Genomic DNA, 16,741 nt, shown 5'->3' with positions numbered 1-16,741 from the left:
CCCCACATCAAGGCAATTTCCTAGGCATTACTCACCCGTCCGCCGCTCGACGCCCATTAACGCACCCGAAGGATTGTTAGTGTCGTTTCCGCTCGACTTGCATGTGTTAGGCCTGCCGCCAGCGTTCAATCTGAGCCATGATCAAACTCTTCAATTTAAGATTTTGTCGACTCAACGAATACTGACTTCAAAACTACAAAAAGTAATTCTAAAGCTATTATCACTCCAACAGAATGATAATGAATTGACTGTGCCAAGACTAAGTAAACTTAATCTCGATTGGTCACTCAGTTCATTGAAATCAAGTTTGTTACCGAAGTAACTGTTTTATCTAACGATAAAACGTTTTGATATTCATCAACGAGTGCCCACACAGATTGATAGGTTTAAATTGTTAAAGAGCTTCACTTGTTGAGCGTTCCTTTTAAATAAGGCACCTCTCGAAGTGGACGGCCATTCTAGCGATTTAAGTTTTAGTGTCAACCACTATTTTCAAAACTTCTTTCAAGCACTTTGCTTGGCTAACTTGACCGGTTGATTCGTTCTGGCTCTTAACGAAGCCTTTCCGTCTCAACGAGGTCGCATTATAGAGATCGACGTCACATTGGCAAGCCATTTTTGAAGTTTTTCTGTTTTTTTAACTCGTTCGATTAAAAAGAACACAAAACGCCTCAAAAGTAGGCTTTTCTCTTATATATTCTTTAGTTTTTCAGTGAACAAAGAGACTTTTTCCCAGTTTGTGTACTCAACTTCCTTAGTCGTATCCGTTTCACCGCCTGTCATGTTCATAATAAAGCGGATCATGGTTTTATCGAACCAGTTATAGCGTGGGTAATAGAGAGCACCAGCAAATACACCGATCAAAGTTGGCTGCCACGGGGACTTGATAAGAAACTTCTTGATATAAGCGCTACCTTCAGGGGTATCTTTACCTTGATCTTCTTTACGAGCTGTTAAGTTCACGCAAAAGAAAGCGACCTTGTTTGATTGCAGTTGAGCCAAATTGGCATCAATGAACTGATATAGCTTCTTATTAAGGTGGCCATAACGAATAGAGGCACCAATCAACACCCTGTCGTACTGAGCAAAATCGACATTACCAACAGTGTGGAGATCTTGAATTTCACATTCGAACTCATTCATTTCTTCTTTTATATAGTTCAGGATTTTCTTGGTCTGCCCTTCACGGCTTGAATACAAAAATAGAGCTTTTGCCACAACATGTCCTTAGCTACGCCAAAACGTAGGGGTCAATAAAATTAATAAGGTGAATATTTCTAAACGACCAAACAACATAGACACAATCAATACCCATTTTGCTTTGTCATTCACATCCCCAAAGTGCACTGCAACCTCACCAAGACCTGGACCAAGGTTGTTCAAGGTTGCCGCTACAGCAGAGAAAGCACTGAGCTCATCCATTCCCGTAGCTATCAGAGCCAACATACAAACCACAAACACCAAAGCGTATGCCGAAAAGAACCCCCAAACCGCATCGACGACTCGTTGTGGTAGCGCAGAGCCGCCAACCTTGATGGTATAGACAGCGCGTGGGTGAACAAGACGCTTCATTTCACGAGCACCTTGCAGAGTAAGCAGTAAGATTCGAATAACTTTCATACCCCCACCCGTTGACCCTGCGCATCCCCCAATAAAAGAAGAGAACAGCAGCAGAACAGGCAAGAACAATGGCCACTCAGAGAAACCCGTGGTAGTGAAGCCTGCTGTAGTAGATATAGATACCGTTTGGAACAAGGCTTGATCAAAGGCCTCGAAATACGAGTCATAGGAGTGATGATTAAGCAGCAATAAGAAACAAACTAAGAACAAAACCGCTTGAATGAAGATAAAGGCGCGGAATTCAGGATCTTTCCAGTAATACTTAGGATGCACACCACCTGAAGCAAATGCAGCAAAGTGAAGTGAATAGTTACACGCAGAGATAAGCAGGAATACGACCGTAATCATATTGATCGCCGGGCTGTTGAAATAGCCCATGCTTGCATCGTGAGTCGAGAAGCCACCAATCGCAATAGTAGAAAAGCTATGACTAATTGCGTCAAAGAAGCTCATACCTGCGAGCCAAAAAGCGACTGCACAAGCAATCGTTAGACTCAGATAAATGTACCAAAGCGCTTTTGCCGTTTCAGCAATACGCGGGGTCATCTTACTGTCTTTTACTGGGCCCGGAATTTCAGCACGATATAGCTGCATCCCACCGATACCCAGAACCGGAAGAATGGCGACTGCCAATACGATGATACCCATACCACCAAACCATTGCAGGAACTGGCGGTAAAACAGAATCGCCTTAGGCAGATCATCGAGACCGACAATCACCGTCGCACCCGTAGTGGTTAATGCAGAGAAGGATTCGAAAAAGGCATTCGTGACTGAAACATTCGGGTTATCAGCAATCAAAAACGGCAGCGCACCCGCACTACCGATTACCGTCCAGAATAAAACAACAATCAAAAAGCCATCACGCGCTTTCAACTCGTGTTTATGACGTCGGTTTGGAAACCAGCAAGTTGCTCCACAGAATAAGAGAACAAAGAAGGTCGTCACAAATGGCACACCCGCACCATCTCGATAGATCAGTGCGACGAGCGCAGGAGCAAGCATTGATACACTAAAAAGTGCTAATAATAATCCGACGATTCGAATAATTGAGCGAAATTGCATGAGCTATTGAACGAAGCAAAATGCTTCACACTTCCTAGTTGTCTTTGACTTTCGTTACCAGTGCCTTAGCACCGCTTTTATTGATCATGGTTTGGGTAAACGCATCTACCTGAAGGAGCTCGATTTCAATAATAAGCTCAACTTGAACACCATAATCCACTTGGACCTCAACAGCCTGATGCTGAGCCATGATGGATTGTGCAATCGGCACAAAGCCATAGTCTAACTCTAGCCGTAATTTTGTGGTTATTTTTTTCTCGATAGTTTGAAGCAGCTTGAGAGCTTGTTGTACTCCACCACCATAAGCCTTAACCAAACCACCGGTACCAAGCTTGATTCCGCCAGAATATCGCGTGACCACAGCCGTTAATTCGCCAACACCAGAACCCGACAGTTGCGCCAAGATAGGCTTACCCGCCGTACCTGAGGGTTCACCATCATCACTGAAGCCCCAAAGCATTGAGTCTTCAGGTCGGCCTGCCACAAAACCCCAACAGTTATGTCGTGCTGAAGAATGCTCTTTTTTCACCTGTTCTACGAACTGTTTTGCAGCTTCTACACTTGGTGTATGAGCAAGCTGAGTAATAAAGACGCTCTTTTTGATCTCTTCTTCAAACAGAGCCGACGCAGAAGGTATTAAATAGGGCTGTTCATTCATATCGTTAACTTAGTTAATAAGAGCGACGAAGTGTATCACGCGTGAATAATAAGGGTTAGAGGATCTGCATTACCGCACAATGTTAAACGATTGTTTAAAAAATGTATTGAAATTAATCAAACCGCGGTACAGACTAAGGTAACTGGTCTTACCAGGTATTCTACAATAATAGAAAGATAACAAGATTCTCTCAAACAATCGTGGATTGTATGTCATGGAGATAGACAATGATTTACCAAGCTAACACCCTACAGGTAAAGGAATTACAAGATGGTATTGCAGAATTAAGCTTCTGTGCACCAGCTTCTGTAAACAAGCTCGACCTTGCGACTTTAGAATCGCTAGACAAAGCGTTAGATGCTCTTAATGCTCACGCAGGATTACGTGGTTTAATCTTAACTTCAAACAAAGACGCGTTCATTGTAGGCGCCGACATCACTGAATTTCTGGGCCTATTTGCAAAGCCAGAAGCAGAACTTGATGAATGGTTAAGATTCGCGAATTCCATCTTCAGCAAGCTAGAAGACCTTCCTGTCCCAACTCTTTCAATGATGCGTGGTCATGCCCTTGGCGGCGGCTGTGAATGTGTACTCGCGACTGATTTCCGTATCGGTGACAAGACCACCAGCATAGGCCTACCTGAAACCAAACTCGGCATCATGCCTGGCTTTGGTGGCTGTGTGCGATTACCTCGCGTTATCGGTGCTGACAGCGCAATGGAAATCATCACACAAGGCAAAGCATGCCGTGCAGATGAAGCGCTTAAAGTGGGCTTGTTAGATGCGATTGTTGAAACAGACCAACTGCTAGAGTCGGCAATCAATACCGTTTCTCTGGCTGCCAATGAAAAGCTAGATTGGCAATTACGCCGTAAACAAAAAACATCAGCATTATCGCTTAGCAAACTCGAAGCGATGATGAGTTTTACCATGGCTAAGGGCTTAGTTGCTCAAAAAGCAGGGCCTCACTACCCAGCGCCAATCACTTCTGTGATTGCGATTGAAGAAGCAGCACGTAGCGATCGCGATGCAGCACTCGACATCGAACGTAAACACTTCGTTAAGCTAGCAAAATCTGAAGAAGCGAAAGCACTGGTTGGCCTATTCTTGAATGACCAATACATCAAAGGCCTAGCGAAACAGGCTGGCAAGTCTGCCAACAAAGCAACTGAACGCGCAGCGGTACTTGGTGCTGGCATCATGGGTGGCGGTATTGCTTATCAGTCAGCATTGAAAGGCGTGCCAGTGATGATGAAAGACATCGCACAAGCATCCCTTGATCTTGGTATGAACGAAGCTTCTAAGCTGTTGAATAAACGCTTATCGCGCGGTCGTCTAGATGGATTCAAGATGGCAGGTATTCTGTCTTCTATTACTCCAAGTCTGCATTATGCCGGTGTTGAACAATCAGATGTGATTGTGGAAGCCGTTGTAGAGAATCCTAAAGTAAAAGCAGCGGTACTGAGTGAAGTTGAAGGTCTCGTGGGTGAAGACACGGTTCTTACCTCAAACACCTCAACGATTCCGATCAACCTGTTAGCGAAATCTCTAAAACGCCCAGAAAACTTCTGTGGCATGCACTTCTTTAACCCTGTACACCGCATGCCTTTGGTTGAAATCATCCGTGGCGAACAGACTTCAGAAGAAACCATTAATCGCGTAGTCGCTTACGCCGCGAAGATGGGCAAATCCCCTATCGTTGTTAACGACTGCCCAGGCTTCTTCGTTAACCGTGTACTTTTCCCTTACTTTGGCGGTTTCAGCATGTTGCTACGTGACGGCGCTGATTTCACTAAAATCGATAAAGTGATGGAGCGTAAGTTCGGTTGGCCGATGGGCCCAGCATACTTGCTAGACGTTGTGGGCCTAGATACAGCACACCACGCACAAGCCGTGATGGCACAAGGTTTCCCAGAGCGTATGGGTAAAGAAGGTCGTGATGCGATCGACGCGCTTTATGTCGCTGAAAAATACGGCCAGAAGAACGGCAGCGGTTTCTACACATACAGCGTAGACAAACGCGGTCGTCCTAAGAAGACCTTCTCTGAAGACATTCTTCCTATCTTGGCTGACGTATGCCAACAGCCACAAGACTTTGATGACCAGACCATTATCCAGCGTGTGATGATTCCAATGATCAACGAAGTGGTGCTTTGTTTAGAAGAAGGCATTATCGCGACACCGCAAGAAGCGGATATGGCACTGGTTTACGGTTTAGGCTTCCCTCCATTCCGAGGCGGCGTATTCCGCTACTTAGACAGTGTGGGCATTGGTAACTTCGTTGAAATGGCGAAAGGCTACCAAGACTTAGGTGCAATGTACCAAGTGCCTCAGTTATTGCTTGATATGGCAGCGAAGGGCGAAAGCTTTTACGACAGCCAACAAGCCAGTTCTCTGTAACCCACATTTGGAAAAGGAATAGCAAAATGAAAAATGTAGTTGTTGTTGATTGCCTTCGTACCCCAATGGGACGTTCCAAAGGTGGAGCTTTCCGTCACACTCGTGCTGAAGATCTGTCTGCACATTTGATGAAAGGCATTTTGGAGCGCAACCCAGAAGTAAACCCGGTCGAAATTGAAGACATTTACTGGGGTTGTGTACAACAAACACTCGAGCAAGGCTTCAACGTTGCCCGTAACGCAGCTTTGCTTGCTGGTCTGCCGATTGAGATTGGTGCGGTGACGGTCAACCGTTTATGTGGGTCATCTATGCAAGCTCTGCATGATGCAACCCGCTCTATCATGGTTGGTGATGCTGAAATCTGCCTGATTGGTGGTGTCGAGCACATGGGCCACGTACCAATGAACCACGGTGTTGATTTTCACCCCGGCATGTCCAAGCACGTAGCGAAAGCGGCCGGCATGATGGGGCTAACCGCAGAGATGCTAGGTAAAATGCACGGTATTAGCCGTGAAGACCAAGATGCATTCGCAGCACGCTCACATGCTCGCGCTCAAGCAGCAACGGTTGAAGGTCGTTTCAAGAACGAAATCCTACCAACCGAGGCTCACGCGGCAGACGGTTCACTGTTCACTTTGGATTACGACGAAGTGATTCGCCCAGAAACAACCGTTGAGGGGCTATCTCAATTGCGCCCGGTATTTGACCCAGCAAACGGCACGGTAACAGCAGGGACTTCATCAGCTCTGTCTGATGGCGCTTCTGCCATGCTTATCATGAGCGAAGAGAAAGCCAACGCACTTGGCCTTAATATTCGTGCTCGCGTGAAGTCTATGGCCATCGCTGGCTGCGATCCTTCAATCATGGGTTACGGCCCAGTACCAGCAACCCAAAAAGCACTCAAACGTGCAGGTCTAACCATTGCAGACATGGGTGTGATTGAGTTAAACGAAGCGTTTGCAGCTCAATCTCTTCCATGTGCGAAAGACCTAGGCCTACTGGATGTGGTTGACGAGAAAGTAAACCTTAACGGCGGTGCGATTGCTCTTGGTCACCCACTGGGCTGTTCTGGTGCTCGTATCTCAACAACCCTAATCAACCTGATGGAAGCACAAGACGTGAAATACGGCTTAGCGACCATGTGTATTGGTTTAGGCCAAGGTATTGCAACGGTATTTGAACGTCCATAGCGTTTACTGACTGTAAGACTCGAAGGGTAATCTTTTGTGCAGCTGTATTTATATAGCTGCACTTTTTATTGCTCGGCGTCCAATAATGTATCGATTCGTTCGGTGAACTCAACGAGAGAAAAACTAATGCTGACATCTATGCACAAAACGCATAGATTCAATGTTGATGTTTCATTATTTTTTCTCGGATGATTCAACTAAAGTTACTCCAGTTTCCTAATATTCCTCCACGGAGCAGATCATGTTTAAAGCACTTGTACTAAACCAAGAAGACAAAAAAACTATCGCGTCAATTTCTCAAATTGAAGAGTCTCAATTACCAGAAGGTAACGTGAAGATTGATGTGAGCTACTCTTCTTTGAACTACAAAGATGGTTTGGCCATTACAGGTAAAGGGCGCATTGTTCGTAACTTCCCTATGGTTCCTGGTATCGACCTTTCTGGCGTGGTTTCACAATCTGATGACCCTCGCTACAAAGCCGGCGACGAAGTTGTTCTAACCGGTTGGGGTGTTGGTGAAGGTCACTGGGGTGGCATGGCTGAGAAAGCGAGCCTAAACGGTGATTGGTTAGTGCCAATGCCAGCCGGTCTAGACGCCAAGAAAGTCATGGCGATCGGTACAGCAGGTTTCACAGCAATGCTTTGTGTGCAAGCTATCGTCGATGCCGGCATCAAACCAGAAGATGGTGAAATCCTAGTAACTGGTGCAAGTGGCGGTGTAGGTAGCGTATCTATCACTCTCCTAAGCCAACTGGGCTACAAAGTGGCAGCAGTAACGGGTCGTGCTTCTGCAAACGGTGAATTACTTAAATCACTAGGCGCGACACGCATTGTAGAGCGTGCAGAACTGGAAGAACCAGCCAAACCACTAGAGAAACAACTGTGGGCTGGCGCTATCGATACCGTAGGCAGCAAAGTGCTTGCGAAAGTATTGGCGCAAATTGATTACAACGGTGCGGTTGCGATGTGTGGTCTAGCAGGCGGTTTTGACTTACCAACGACGGTCATGCCATTCATTCTGCGTAACGTTCGCCTGCAAGGTGTTGATTCGGTAATGTGCCCTCGTGAAAAACGCATTAAAGCGTGGGAACAACTGGCTGAGCTATTACCAGAATCTTTCTACGCTCAAGCAACCAAAGAAGTCTCTTTAGACGGTGCAATTCAAGCAGCAGAAGACATCACTAACGGTCAAATCACTGGTCGCGTAGTCATTAAACTATAGATTCTCAAACATACCGCGATCCAACCTTAAGCAACAACTTTGGGCTTGAATAACTCAAAACAACAAAGGGCTGATTCTTATCAGCCCTTTTGCATTTTTGTCATTTGAGTCGAGTGAAGCCAGACTCTGTCCTAGTTAACCCAAACCGACATCCGCAATCCGTTTTTGAATCAGCTCACCACACTCCTCTTTTACCACTCTTCTTAACCACTGTTGTGAAGCCGAAGAATCGCAACGTGAATGCCAGATCAGTGAGTAATCAAACGGCATGAATTCGAATGGTAGTGGCTTAATAACTAGGTCATAGCGCTCTGCCACCAAGTAGGCCAAATCAGCGGGTACTGTGATCACCAACGGCATTCTATCGACAATCGCCAGTGCCGCTTCAAGGTGATAAGCACGCAACACCATTTTGCGAGGTTTTTGATGAGCTAAGGCATTATCGAGTAAAGCCTTAACACCATCACTGATCGCAATCATCGCATGAGGTAACGCAACATAATCTTCAAGGCTTAGCGCACGATCCGCCAAAGGATGTTTTTTGGATAACAGGCATGACACACCTACCGGCCCTAATACCTCTTGATGAAGTGGTGTAATGCTGCCAATCGGACGACAAATCGCCATATCGACACGTTCCGTACTAAGCTGCTTAAATAAATGTTCATGCTGCAGCGGCGCAAACTCCAGAGAGATATTAGGCGCCTGTTCGTAAATTTTAGGGAGTGCGTACGGCAATATCGTTTGCATCGCGTAATCAGTGGTCGCGATCAAAAAACGCTCGCTGCAATAATAAGGGTCGAAATGACTCGGGCTAAGCAGTTGCCGGAATGATTCTAAAGGCTGATCAATTCGCTGGCTGATTTCGAGTGCTTTCTTGGTAGGAATAAGATGTTGACCCTGACGGGTAAACAGCGGATCGTTGAGCAGATCCCTTAAGCGCCCTAACACTCGACTGGTTGCCGATTGACTTAGGTTCAGGCGAAGCGCAGCCTGGCTGACACTGCCTTCTTCAATTAATACCTTTAAAGCGACCAATAAATTAAGGTCTCTACGATAGATGTCTTCTAATTCCAAGCTACTTACCTAACTGAATGCAATTGCCATTAGTCACTACGTTGTTTATAGCATGCTTTAGATAAAAAAAATCCCGCAATTACGCGGGGAAGCCCAAGAAAACTTTGGGATAGTGTCGGAATTCGCTTGCTGTATTCGGGTTAGTGCTCTTGCTCCTCGGCTATACCTTGCCAACGACGCATCTCTATCCAAATACCGAGGATCGTTGCGACGATGCCAAAGATTGGCATGAGAGAGGTCTCTGTCGATGAGCGCAGCACTAGTGCACAAAAAGAAATAAAACAGAGAACCGAATAAATGGTTAATCGATCAAGTCCTGTCAACATCGCCACTCCTTAGCTCGTTGCCTTTGATTTTAATTGTTACCAGATTGTTAATTAATTTATAGGAAATGATTCTGTTTGCCAAGCGCTTATTGCATATTTTTTCTGCAGACGTATTATTCACTCGTTAGATAGATATAGAGATACAAACCATGACATTCAAACCTGAGCTGGCAACCCATACTTTAGAAGCTGAAGGCCTACGTTGCCCAGAACCAGTAATGATGGTCAGGAAGACAATTCGAAACATGCAGGATGGCGATGTGTTACTGGTAAAAGCGGACGATCCCTCGACCACGCGAGACATCCCAAGCTTTTGTCGATTTATGGATCACCAGTTGGTAGGCCAAGCGACAGAAAATTTACCGTACCAGTATTTAATCAAAAAAGGATTGGAGGCATAACGCCTCACTTAAATATCAAACAGAAAAAGCCGCTGGTACCTTATGTTCTCAAACAGAACTCAAAGTACCAGCGGCTTTTTATTTATTCGTGTCTAGATTTGTTTTGCAGATGTTCAAGCTGATGCTGAATGGCTCTAATCTCTTTGCGCATCGGAATAATATGCGCGACCCGAATCCAAGCCTCTACCGCAAGCGCAGTCATAATAATGGCACCCGCGACCATTGGTAGCCACATATCTGTCAACACCATGCCTAATAGTGTCAGTGCAAGACCAAAGGTAAATAGATAGCTTTGGCTTTGTGGAGTAATACCCATATAACGCGTCAACATAATCATGCCCTCGTGTTCTTAACTCACAAGATTAAAATATCATGACAAGTATGACAGTTATATGCTCATTCGCTCGATAAACGCCACAATACTGCAAGAGTATGACCTACCACACATTACTCTATTGATTGAGTATAATAAGACTCAATACTAGCTGTTAATAGAAAGCCGCTGCAATCGCCAAACCGACGAATAACAAGGCGGTGATCTTACGAATCAGATCAAGAGGCATCTTATCTGCAGACAACTTACCGATGATCACCACGGGCACATTCGCCAGCAACATACCGATCGTAGTCCCCAAGATCACCCACGCGAGAGCATCCGAATATTGAGCGCCTAAAATGGAGGTCGCAATCTGAGTCTTATCGCCAACTTCAGCAATAAAGAAAGCGATAAAGCTCGCGACAAACGGGCCTCGATTCGAGATCTGCTCATCGTCATCCAACTTATCTGGAATCAGAATCCAACCCGCCATCGCGATGAAGCTGACCACCAGCACCCACTTTAAGACTTCAGGTGAAAGATAATCGGCGACCACAACCCCAAGCCATGCAGCGAGAGCATGATTGGCAATAGTGGCAAAGAAAATAGCCGCGATAATAGGTATCGGTTTGCGATATCGACTGGCTAATAAAAGGGATAGCAACTGGGTCTTATCACCGATCTCGGCTAAAGCAACAGTTGTCATAGAAATGACTAAAACACTCACAGCATACTCATTTGGGATGGAGATTATTATATTTAACCAAAGACAAACCTCGCGCCCCATCCCGGTTCACGATGCTTGTCTAAGGTCTTGCTAAGCGCCACCAAGGTGGTGGTTGCCTCGAACGCCATGATGATTTTGCATCAATTATGTTGACGAACGAACTCATTCAATAGGATATGAATAAGTAAGCTACTCCCCAAAGACCGCGAGATTTTAATCACCTACGCTTTCAAACACAAGTGTCAAACTTATCAAAATATCCACTTGTGCAAAAAAACAAACATTAAAGGCAAAAAAATCCACTAAACGACATTTTAGACCACTAATTAAACAAGATTACCCCTACTCGCTTTACTAATATCTCGGTATACTCAGAGGTTATTTTTATCATTCATTTAAAAGAATCGCGCGAACCTGACTATGCAAAAATACGATATCAAAACCTTCCAGGGAATGATCCTCGCGCTGCAGGATTACTGGGCTCAAAACGGTTGTACCATTGTTCAACCTCTAGATATGGAAGTAGGTGCAGGCACCTCTCACCCAATGACATGTCTACGAGCACTTGGCCCAGAGCCAATGTCTACAGCTTACGTACAACCTTCACGTCGTCCTACTGATGGCCGTTACGGTGAAAACCCTAACCGTCTGCAGCACTACTACCAATTCCAAGTAGCGCTAAAACCATCGCCAGACAATATCCAAGAGTTGTACCTAGGCTCCCTAGAGGTTCTTGGTGTTGACCCACTGGTTCACGACATTCGCTTCGTTGAAGATAACTGGGAAAACCCAACACTAGGCGCATGGGGCCTTGGTTGGGAAGTATGGCTAAACGGCATGGAAGTCACTCAGTTTACTTACTTCCAACAGGTTGGCGGCCTTGAGTGTAAGCCTGTCACTGGCGAGATCACTTACGGTATCGAGCGTCTAGCTATGTACATCCAGGAAGTAGATTCTGTTTACGACCTAGTATGGAACGTCGCACCCGATGGTTCTAACGTGACTTACGGTGACATCTTCCACCAAAACGAAGTGGAACAATCAACGTACAACTTCGAGCACGCAGACGTCGATTTCCTATTCGGTTTCTTTGAGCAGTGTGAGAAAGAGTGTAAAGAGCTACTTGAGCTTGAAAAGCCACTCCCTCTACCAGCGTACGAGCGCATTCTTAAAGCCGGTCACGCATTCAACCTACTTGATGCGCGCAAAGCTATCTCTGTAACAGAGCGTCAACGTTACATCCTTCGTATCCGCAACCTAACTAAAGCGGTTGCAGAAGCGTACTACGCGTCACGTGAAGCGCTTGGCTTCCCAATGTGTAAGAAGGAAGGTAAATAATCATGGCGAAGAATTTTCTAATTGAACTGGGTACGGAAGAGCTTCCACCAACAGCACTTCGTTCTCTAGCAGAAGCATTTGCTTCTAACTTTGAAGCAGGTCTTAAAACGGCTGAGCTTTCTCACGAAGGCATCAAGTGGTACGCAGCACCTCGTCGTCTAGCACTTAAAGTCACGGCACTGGCTGAAGGCCAAGCAGACAAAGTGGTTGAGAAGCGTGGCCCAGCTGTTTCTGTGGCATTCGATGCGGAAGGCAACGCAACCAAAGCGGCACAAGGTTGGGCTCGTGGTAACGGTATTACTGTTGAGCAAGCTGACCGTCTGAAAACAGACAAAGGCGAGTGGCTTCTTTTCAAACAAGAAGTCGCTGGCAAACCCGTTCAAGAATTGGTGATGGACATCGCTGCGAAAGCACTGGCTGGCCTACCCATTCCTAAAGCAATGCGCTGGGGTAACTCAGACATTCAATTTATCCGTCCAGTGAAAACACTGACAGTACTGCTCGGTGATGAGCTTGTTGAAGGCGAAATCCTAGGCGTAGCCTCTGCTCGTACTATCCGTGGCCACCGTTTCATGGGCGAACAAGAGTTCACCATCGACTCTGCTGACCAATACCCTGCGATCCTAGAAGAGCGCGGTAAAGTCATGGCAGATTACGAAGCGCGTAAAGCGATCATCCTTGCTGATTCGCAAAAAGCGGCTGCTGCGGTTGGCGGTACAGCTGACCTAGAAGATGATCTTGTTGAAGAAGTCACGTCTCTGGTTGAATGGCCAGTAGTACTGACAGCGAAGTTCGAAGAAGAGTTCCTAAAAGTCCCTTCTGAAGCTTTGGTTTACACCATGAAAGGTGACCAAAAGTACTTTCCTGTTTACGATGACAACAAGAAACTACTACCGAACTTCATCTTCGTATCAAACATCGAGTCTAAAGAGCCTCGTCACGTTATCGAAGGTAACGAGAAAGTGGTACGCCCACGTCTTGCTGATGCTGAATTCTTCTTCAACACAGACCGTAAGCGTCCGCTTATCGACCGTCTTGCTGAACTAGACCAAGCGATCTTCCAGAAGCAGTTGGGTACGATCAAAGACAAAACAGACCGCATCACAGAGCTTGCAGGCTACATTGCTGAGCAAATCGATGCTGACGTTGAAAAATCTAAGCGTGCTGGCCTACTGGCTAAGTGTGACCTAATGACATCAATGGTATTCGAATTTACCGATACTCAAGGTGTAATGGGCATGCACTACGCGACGCACGACGGTGAAGACGAGCAAGTTGCCCTGGCACTTTACGAGCAGTACATGCCTCGTTTCGCGGGTGACGATCTACCAAGCACAGGTATCTCTTCAGCAGTCGCAATGGCAGACAAGCTAGACACTATCGTCGGTATCTTCGGTATTGGCCAAGCTCCAAAAGGTTCTGACCCATTCGCGCTACGTCGTGCATCACTCGGTGTGCTACGTATCATCGTTGAAAACGGCTACAACCTAGACCTAACAGACCTTATCGGTAAAGCGAAAGAGCTACTAGGCGACAAACTGACTAACGAAAACGTAGAAGCTGACGTTATCGACTTCATGCTAGGTCGTTTCCGCGCATGGTATCAAGATGCTGGTTTCAGCGTTGATATCATCCAAGCGGTACTAGCACGTCGTCCAACTAAGCCAGCTGACTTTGACCAACGTGTTAAAGCGGTTTCTCACTTCCGAGAACTGGAAGCCGCAGAAGCACTAGCCGCAGCGAACAAGCGTGTAGGCAACATCCTTGCGAAATTCGATGGCGAGCTACCTGCTGAAATCGATCTAGCGCTTCTTCAAGAAGACGCAGAAAAAGCACTGGCTGAAAACGTTGAAGTAATGACAGAAGCACTAGAACCAGCATTCGCAACAGGCAACTACCAAGAAGCCCTAAGCAAGCTTGCTGACCTACGTGAACCTGTTGATGCATTCTTCGATAACGTCATGGTGATGGCGGATGACGAAGCGCTTAAGAAGAACCGTCTAACGCTACTGAACAACCTACGTAACCTGTTCCTACAGATTGCTGACATCTCTCTTCTGCAAAAATAAGCACAAGTGAGACAGTTACTCTGAGTAATTAACGGTAAACCCCCAAAGGGAAGCGAAAGCTTCCCTTTTTGTTTTTGTGAACCAAGCATTTGTTTGTAGAGGTGTTATTGATTAACTGAATGAAACAGCACTCAGACTGTAGAGGGCATTGTTTGCTATAACTGACCTGTTTATTCAGGGGAAGGGAACAATGAAAAAAACCGTACTCGCGCTTTCAATACTCGCACTCAGCGCATGCAGCCAAACCAGTGACAACAACCTATTACTGACGATAGATAACGACACGGTAGTATTTGAATCATCCGGTAAAGGCACCGTGATTGCAGAACAGGAGCTCGCTAAAGGTAGCTATACCTTCTCTATCAGCGATACTCAAAATACCTGTGGCACTAACTATGCGCTGGCCGAAGAGAGTCGCATCAAGTTCAATAGCCCCCTTCGCCTCGACGACTGTGCCGAGAAATCTGAGATCGCCATAAAAGTCTTTCGCGCTAACACTTATCAATTCACGCTCAACCCACAGACCAATGAACTCACGGTTCAGATAAAGCCGAAGCAACAACAAGTTCAAAGCTTTGCCTGTCCTGTACCCAGTGATCAGCCAACCACCATCAACGTTGCTCAAACCTTTGATGATGGTACCTTGATAAGAGATGCCCTTTCAGGTGCCCAAGCGACTGTAATCAACGGCAGCGTCACTATGCAGCCAGCCGAAAACAGCCAAGGTGTTTTGCTACTAGAGAAAGTAGAACCAGAAACCAAAGCTGATTTTAGTTGGGACAATGCCACGGTTTACTTCGTCATGACCGACCGTTTCTATAATGGTAATCCTAATAACGACAACAGTTACGGTCGCAGCCAAGACGGACAAGATGAAATCGGCACCTTCCACGGTGGTGACTTAGCAGGCTTAACCGAAAAGCTCGACTACATAGCATCACTCGGCGCTAATGCGATCTGGATTACTTCTCCGTTAGAGCAAATCCACGGCTGGGTCGGCGGTGGTGATCGTGGTGACTTCAAACACTACGGCTACCACGGCTACTACCATCAAGACTGGACCAAACTTGATGACAATATGGGTACCGAAGACGAACTGAAAACCTTCATCGATACCGCGCACAGCAAAGGCATTCGCGTTGTTTGGGATGTGGTAATGAACCACACCGGCTATGCAACGCTTGCCGACATGCAAGAGTTAGATTTTGGTAAGCTCAATCTAACTGATGAACAAGCCAAACAAACACTTGGTGAAAAGTGGACAGACTGGCAACCCGCTAAAGGCCAGAACTGGCACTACTTCAATAACTACATTTCATACAGCGACAAAGAAGCATGGGATAAATGGTGGGGCAAAGCTTGGCTGCGCAGCGATATCGGCTCTTATGACTCACCGGGTTACAACAACCTCACCATGTCTTTGGCACACCTGCCCGATATCAAAACAGAATCGACAGAGACAACCGGGCTGCCTAATTTCTATCGCAATAAGTCCACCAGCGCGACCGATGAACTCAAAACACCTCGTGACCATTTAATCACTTGGTTATCGGATTGGGTGCGCGAATACGGCGTCGATGGTTTCAGAATCGATACCGCTAAACACGTCGAACTCGAAGCCTGGGCAGAGCTTAAAGAGAGCACCAACCAAGCACTTGCCGAGTGGAAACAGAACAACCCAGACAAAGCCTTAGATGACCTCCCCTTCTGGATGACTGGTGAAGTATGGGCACACAGCGTGGTGAAATCAGACTATTTCGCCAATGGCTTTGACTCAATCATCAATTTTGAATTTCAGAGTGATATCGCACCCAAAGCGCTAAAATGCCTTTCCGATCTCGATGCTGATTACCTTCGCTATGCAGAGAAGATCAACAGTGACAGTGAGTTCAACGTGTTGAGTTACCTATCGTCTCACGACACCTCGCTATTCTGGGCGCAACACGGCAGTGACTTCGCCAAGCAAACCAAAGCTGCAAACGCGTTGATGCTGACCCCAGGCGCCGTCCAGATCTATTACGGTGATGAAATCGCACGTGATTTCGGCCCAACAGGTTCCGACCCGATGCAAGGCACTCGCTCTGACATGCCTTGGAATAAAATCACCGGTGAACGAGCAGAGTTGTTGGAACACTGGCAAGCGCTTGGCCAATTCCGCCAACGCCACCCAGCGATAGCCCAAGGTAAGCACATCATCCGTAACAGTAAGGGCTACTATGCGTTCGAACGCCAGTACCAAGATGATAAAGTCTTGGTCGTTTATACCGGCTCAAAGTAAGCGCTGATTGAAATAACCCGCAGAAATAAAAAGGAGAAGCTTCGGCTTCTCCTTT

The 16,741-nt window shown here is 46.3% G+C and carries 14 protein-coding genes, 1 rRNA gene and 1 riboswitch; of the genes, 7 read left to right on the top strand and 8 right to left on the bottom strand.

The genetic code is table 11. The features are described from left to right. The 4 genes from L4B77_RS07120 to L4B77_RS07105 all read right to left on the bottom strand — a co-directional run. A 16S ribosomal RNA gene (locus L4B77_RS07120) occupies positions 1-157 on the bottom strand; the annotation flags it as partial. A 533-nt stretch (positions 158-690) separates the two neighbouring features. Then, a complete protein-coding gene (hemG, locus tag L4B77_RS07115) occupies positions 691-1,218 on the bottom strand; it encodes a menaquinone-dependent protoporphyrinogen IX dehydrogenase (protein ID WP_261838512.1) in 528 nt (175 codons plus the stop codon). Positions 1,219-1,227: 9 nt separating this feature from the next. After that, the gene (locus tag L4B77_RS07110) at positions 1,228-2,685 is read right to left on the bottom strand and encodes a TrkH family potassium uptake protein (RefSeq protein WP_261838511.1); all 1,458 of its coding nucleotides are present in this window, start codon (positions 2,683-2,685) and stop codon (positions 1,228-1,230) included. Between the two features lie 34 nt (positions 2,686-2,719). Beyond that, complete coding sequence (locus tag L4B77_RS07105; RefSeq protein ID WP_429749412.1) at positions 2,720-3,343, bottom strand: YigZ family protein; 624 nt, start codon at positions 3,341-3,343, stop codon at positions 2,720-2,722. A gap of 227 nt (positions 3,344-3,570) precedes the next feature. Here L4B77_RS07105 and fadB point away from each other — a divergent pair, with 227 nt between their 5' ends. The 3 genes from fadB to acuI all read left to right on the top strand — a co-directional run bounded on the left by fadB (position 3,571) and on the right by acuI (position 8,154). Then, on the top strand, positions 3,571-5,742 hold the full coding sequence (fadB, locus tag L4B77_RS07100; protein WP_429749410.1) for a fatty acid oxidation complex subunit alpha FadB: 2,172 nt from the start codon (positions 3,571-3,573) through the stop codon (positions 5,740-5,742). A 26-nt stretch (positions 5,743-5,768) separates the two neighbouring features. Then, positions 5,769-6,932: an acetyl-CoA C-acyltransferase FadA gene (fadA, locus tag L4B77_RS07095; RefSeq protein WP_429749408.1), complete on the top strand. Its 1,164-nt coding sequence runs from the start codon at positions 5,769-5,771 to the stop codon at positions 6,930-6,932. Positions 6,933-7,173: 241 nt separating this feature from the next. Next, on the top strand, positions 7,174-8,154 hold the full coding sequence (acuI, locus tag L4B77_RS07090) for an acrylyl-CoA reductase (NADPH) (protein WP_261838507.1): 981 nt from the start codon (positions 7,174-7,176) through the stop codon (positions 8,152-8,154). A gap of 135 nt (positions 8,155-8,289) precedes the next feature. On the opposite strand, the gene L4B77_RS07085 is transcribed toward acuI, so the two are convergent. After that, positions 8,290-9,231 (bottom strand): LysR family transcriptional regulator, encoded by a 942-nt coding sequence (locus L4B77_RS07085; protein WP_372067920.1) that lies wholly within the window; start codon positions 9,229-9,231, stop codon positions 8,290-8,292. A gap of 140 nt (positions 9,232-9,371) precedes the next feature. After that, positions 9,372-9,557 carry a hypothetical protein gene (locus L4B77_RS07080; RefSeq protein WP_261838505.1) on the bottom strand — a complete coding sequence of 62 codons (186 nt, stop codon included), beginning with the start codon at positions 9,555-9,557 and terminating at the stop codon, positions 9,372-9,374. A 149-nt stretch (positions 9,558-9,706) separates the two neighbouring features. Here L4B77_RS07080 and tusA point away from each other — a divergent pair, with 149 nt between their 5' ends. Continuing rightward, positions 9,707-9,958 (top strand): sulfurtransferase TusA, encoded by a 252-nt coding sequence (gene tusA / locus L4B77_RS07075; RefSeq protein ID WP_261838504.1) that lies wholly within the window; start codon positions 9,707-9,709, stop codon positions 9,956-9,958. A gap of 82 nt (positions 9,959-10,040) precedes the next feature. Here the strand turns inward: tusA and L4B77_RS07070 are convergent, their stop codons facing one another. Together L4B77_RS07070 and L4B77_RS07065 are read right to left on the bottom strand one after the other, a co-directional pair. After that, positions 10,041-10,295, bottom strand: a complete 255-nt coding sequence (locus tag L4B77_RS07070; protein ID WP_261838503.1) for a hypothetical protein — start codon at positions 10,293-10,295, stop codon at positions 10,041-10,043. A gap of 151 nt (positions 10,296-10,446) precedes the next feature. Further along, positions 10,447-11,001, bottom strand: a complete 555-nt coding sequence (locus L4B77_RS07065; RefSeq protein WP_261838502.1) for a TMEM165/GDT1 family protein — start codon at positions 10,999-11,001, stop codon at positions 10,447-10,449. Positions 11,002-11,035: 34 nt separating this feature from the next. Further along, a riboswitch (yybP-ykoY riboswitch) is annotated at positions 11,036-11,211 on the bottom strand. Between the two features lie 210 nt (positions 11,212-11,421). Here L4B77_RS07065 and glyQ point away from each other — a divergent pair. The 3 genes from glyQ (at position 11,422) to L4B77_RS07050 (ending at position 16,686) form a co-directional block, all read left to right on the top strand. After that, positions 11,422-12,339: a glycine--tRNA ligase subunit alpha gene (gene glyQ, locus L4B77_RS07060; protein ID WP_261838501.1), complete on the top strand. Its 918-nt coding sequence runs from the start codon at positions 11,422-11,424 to the stop codon at positions 12,337-12,339. Between the two features lie 2 nt (positions 12,340-12,341). Next, positions 12,342-14,408 (top strand): glycine--tRNA ligase subunit beta, encoded by a 2,067-nt coding sequence (gene glyS, locus L4B77_RS07055; RefSeq protein WP_050052763.1) that lies wholly within the window; start codon positions 12,342-12,344, stop codon positions 14,406-14,408. A gap of 190 nt (positions 14,409-14,598) precedes the next feature. Beyond that, positions 14,599-16,686: an alpha-amylase gene (locus L4B77_RS07050; RefSeq protein WP_429749403.1), complete on the top strand. Its 2,088-nt coding sequence runs from the start codon at positions 14,599-14,601 to the stop codon at positions 16,684-16,686. Positions 16,687-16,741 lie beyond the last annotated feature (55 nt).

It is taken from the genome of Vibrio minamisatsumaniensis (assembly GCF_050337445.1).
In the GTDB taxonomy this organism is placed as follows: Bacteria; Pseudomonadota; Gammaproteobacteria; order Enterobacterales; family Vibrionaceae; genus Vibrio; species Vibrio artabrorum.
The sequence above is the reverse complement of the archived record's forward strand: the minus strand, read 5'-3'. Positions and strand labels throughout refer to the sequence as shown.

What these genes read in the sequence shown, in the direction of transcription:
- glyQ (WP_261838501.1), top strand. Translation starts at nt 11,422, where the DNA reads ATGCAAAAATACGATATCAAAACCTTCCAGGGAATGATCCTCGCGCTG.
- fadB (WP_429749410.1), top strand. Translation starts at nt 3,571, where the DNA reads ATGATTTACCAAGCTAACACCCTACAGGTAAAGGAATTACAAGATGGT.
- acuI (WP_261838507.1), top strand. Translation starts at nt 7,174, where the DNA reads ATGTTTAAAGCACTTGTACTAAACCAAGAAGACAAAAAAACTATCGCG.
- tusA (WP_261838504.1), top strand. Translation starts at nt 9,707, where the DNA reads ATGACATTCAAACCTGAGCTGGCAACCCATACTTTAGAAGCTGAAGGC.
- glyS (WP_050052763.1), top strand. Translation starts at nt 12,342, where the DNA reads ATGGCGAAGAATTTTCTAATTGAACTGGGTACGGAAGAGCTTCCACCA.
- L4B77_RS07070 (WP_261838503.1), bottom strand. Translation starts at nt 10,295, where the DNA reads ATGATTATGTTGACGCGTTATATGGGTATTACTCCACAAAGCCAAAGC.
- L4B77_RS07050 (WP_429749403.1), top strand. Translation starts at nt 14,599, where the DNA reads ATGAAAAAAACCGTACTCGCGCTTTCAATACTCGCACTCAGCGCATGC.
- L4B77_RS07105 (WP_429749412.1), bottom strand. Translation starts at nt 3,343, where the DNA reads ATGAATGAACAGCCCTATTTAATACCTTCTGCGTCGGCTCTGTTTGAA.
- L4B77_RS07110 (WP_261838511.1), bottom strand. Translation starts at nt 2,685, where the DNA reads ATGCAATTTCGCTCAATTATTCGAATCGTCGGATTATTATTAGCACTT.
- fadA (WP_429749408.1), top strand. Translation starts at nt 5,769, where the DNA reads ATGAAAAATGTAGTTGTTGTTGATTGCCTTCGTACCCCAATGGGACGT.
- L4B77_RS07080 (WP_261838505.1), bottom strand. Translation starts at nt 9,557, where the DNA reads ATGTTGACAGGACTTGATCGATTAACCATTTATTCGGTTCTCTGTTTT.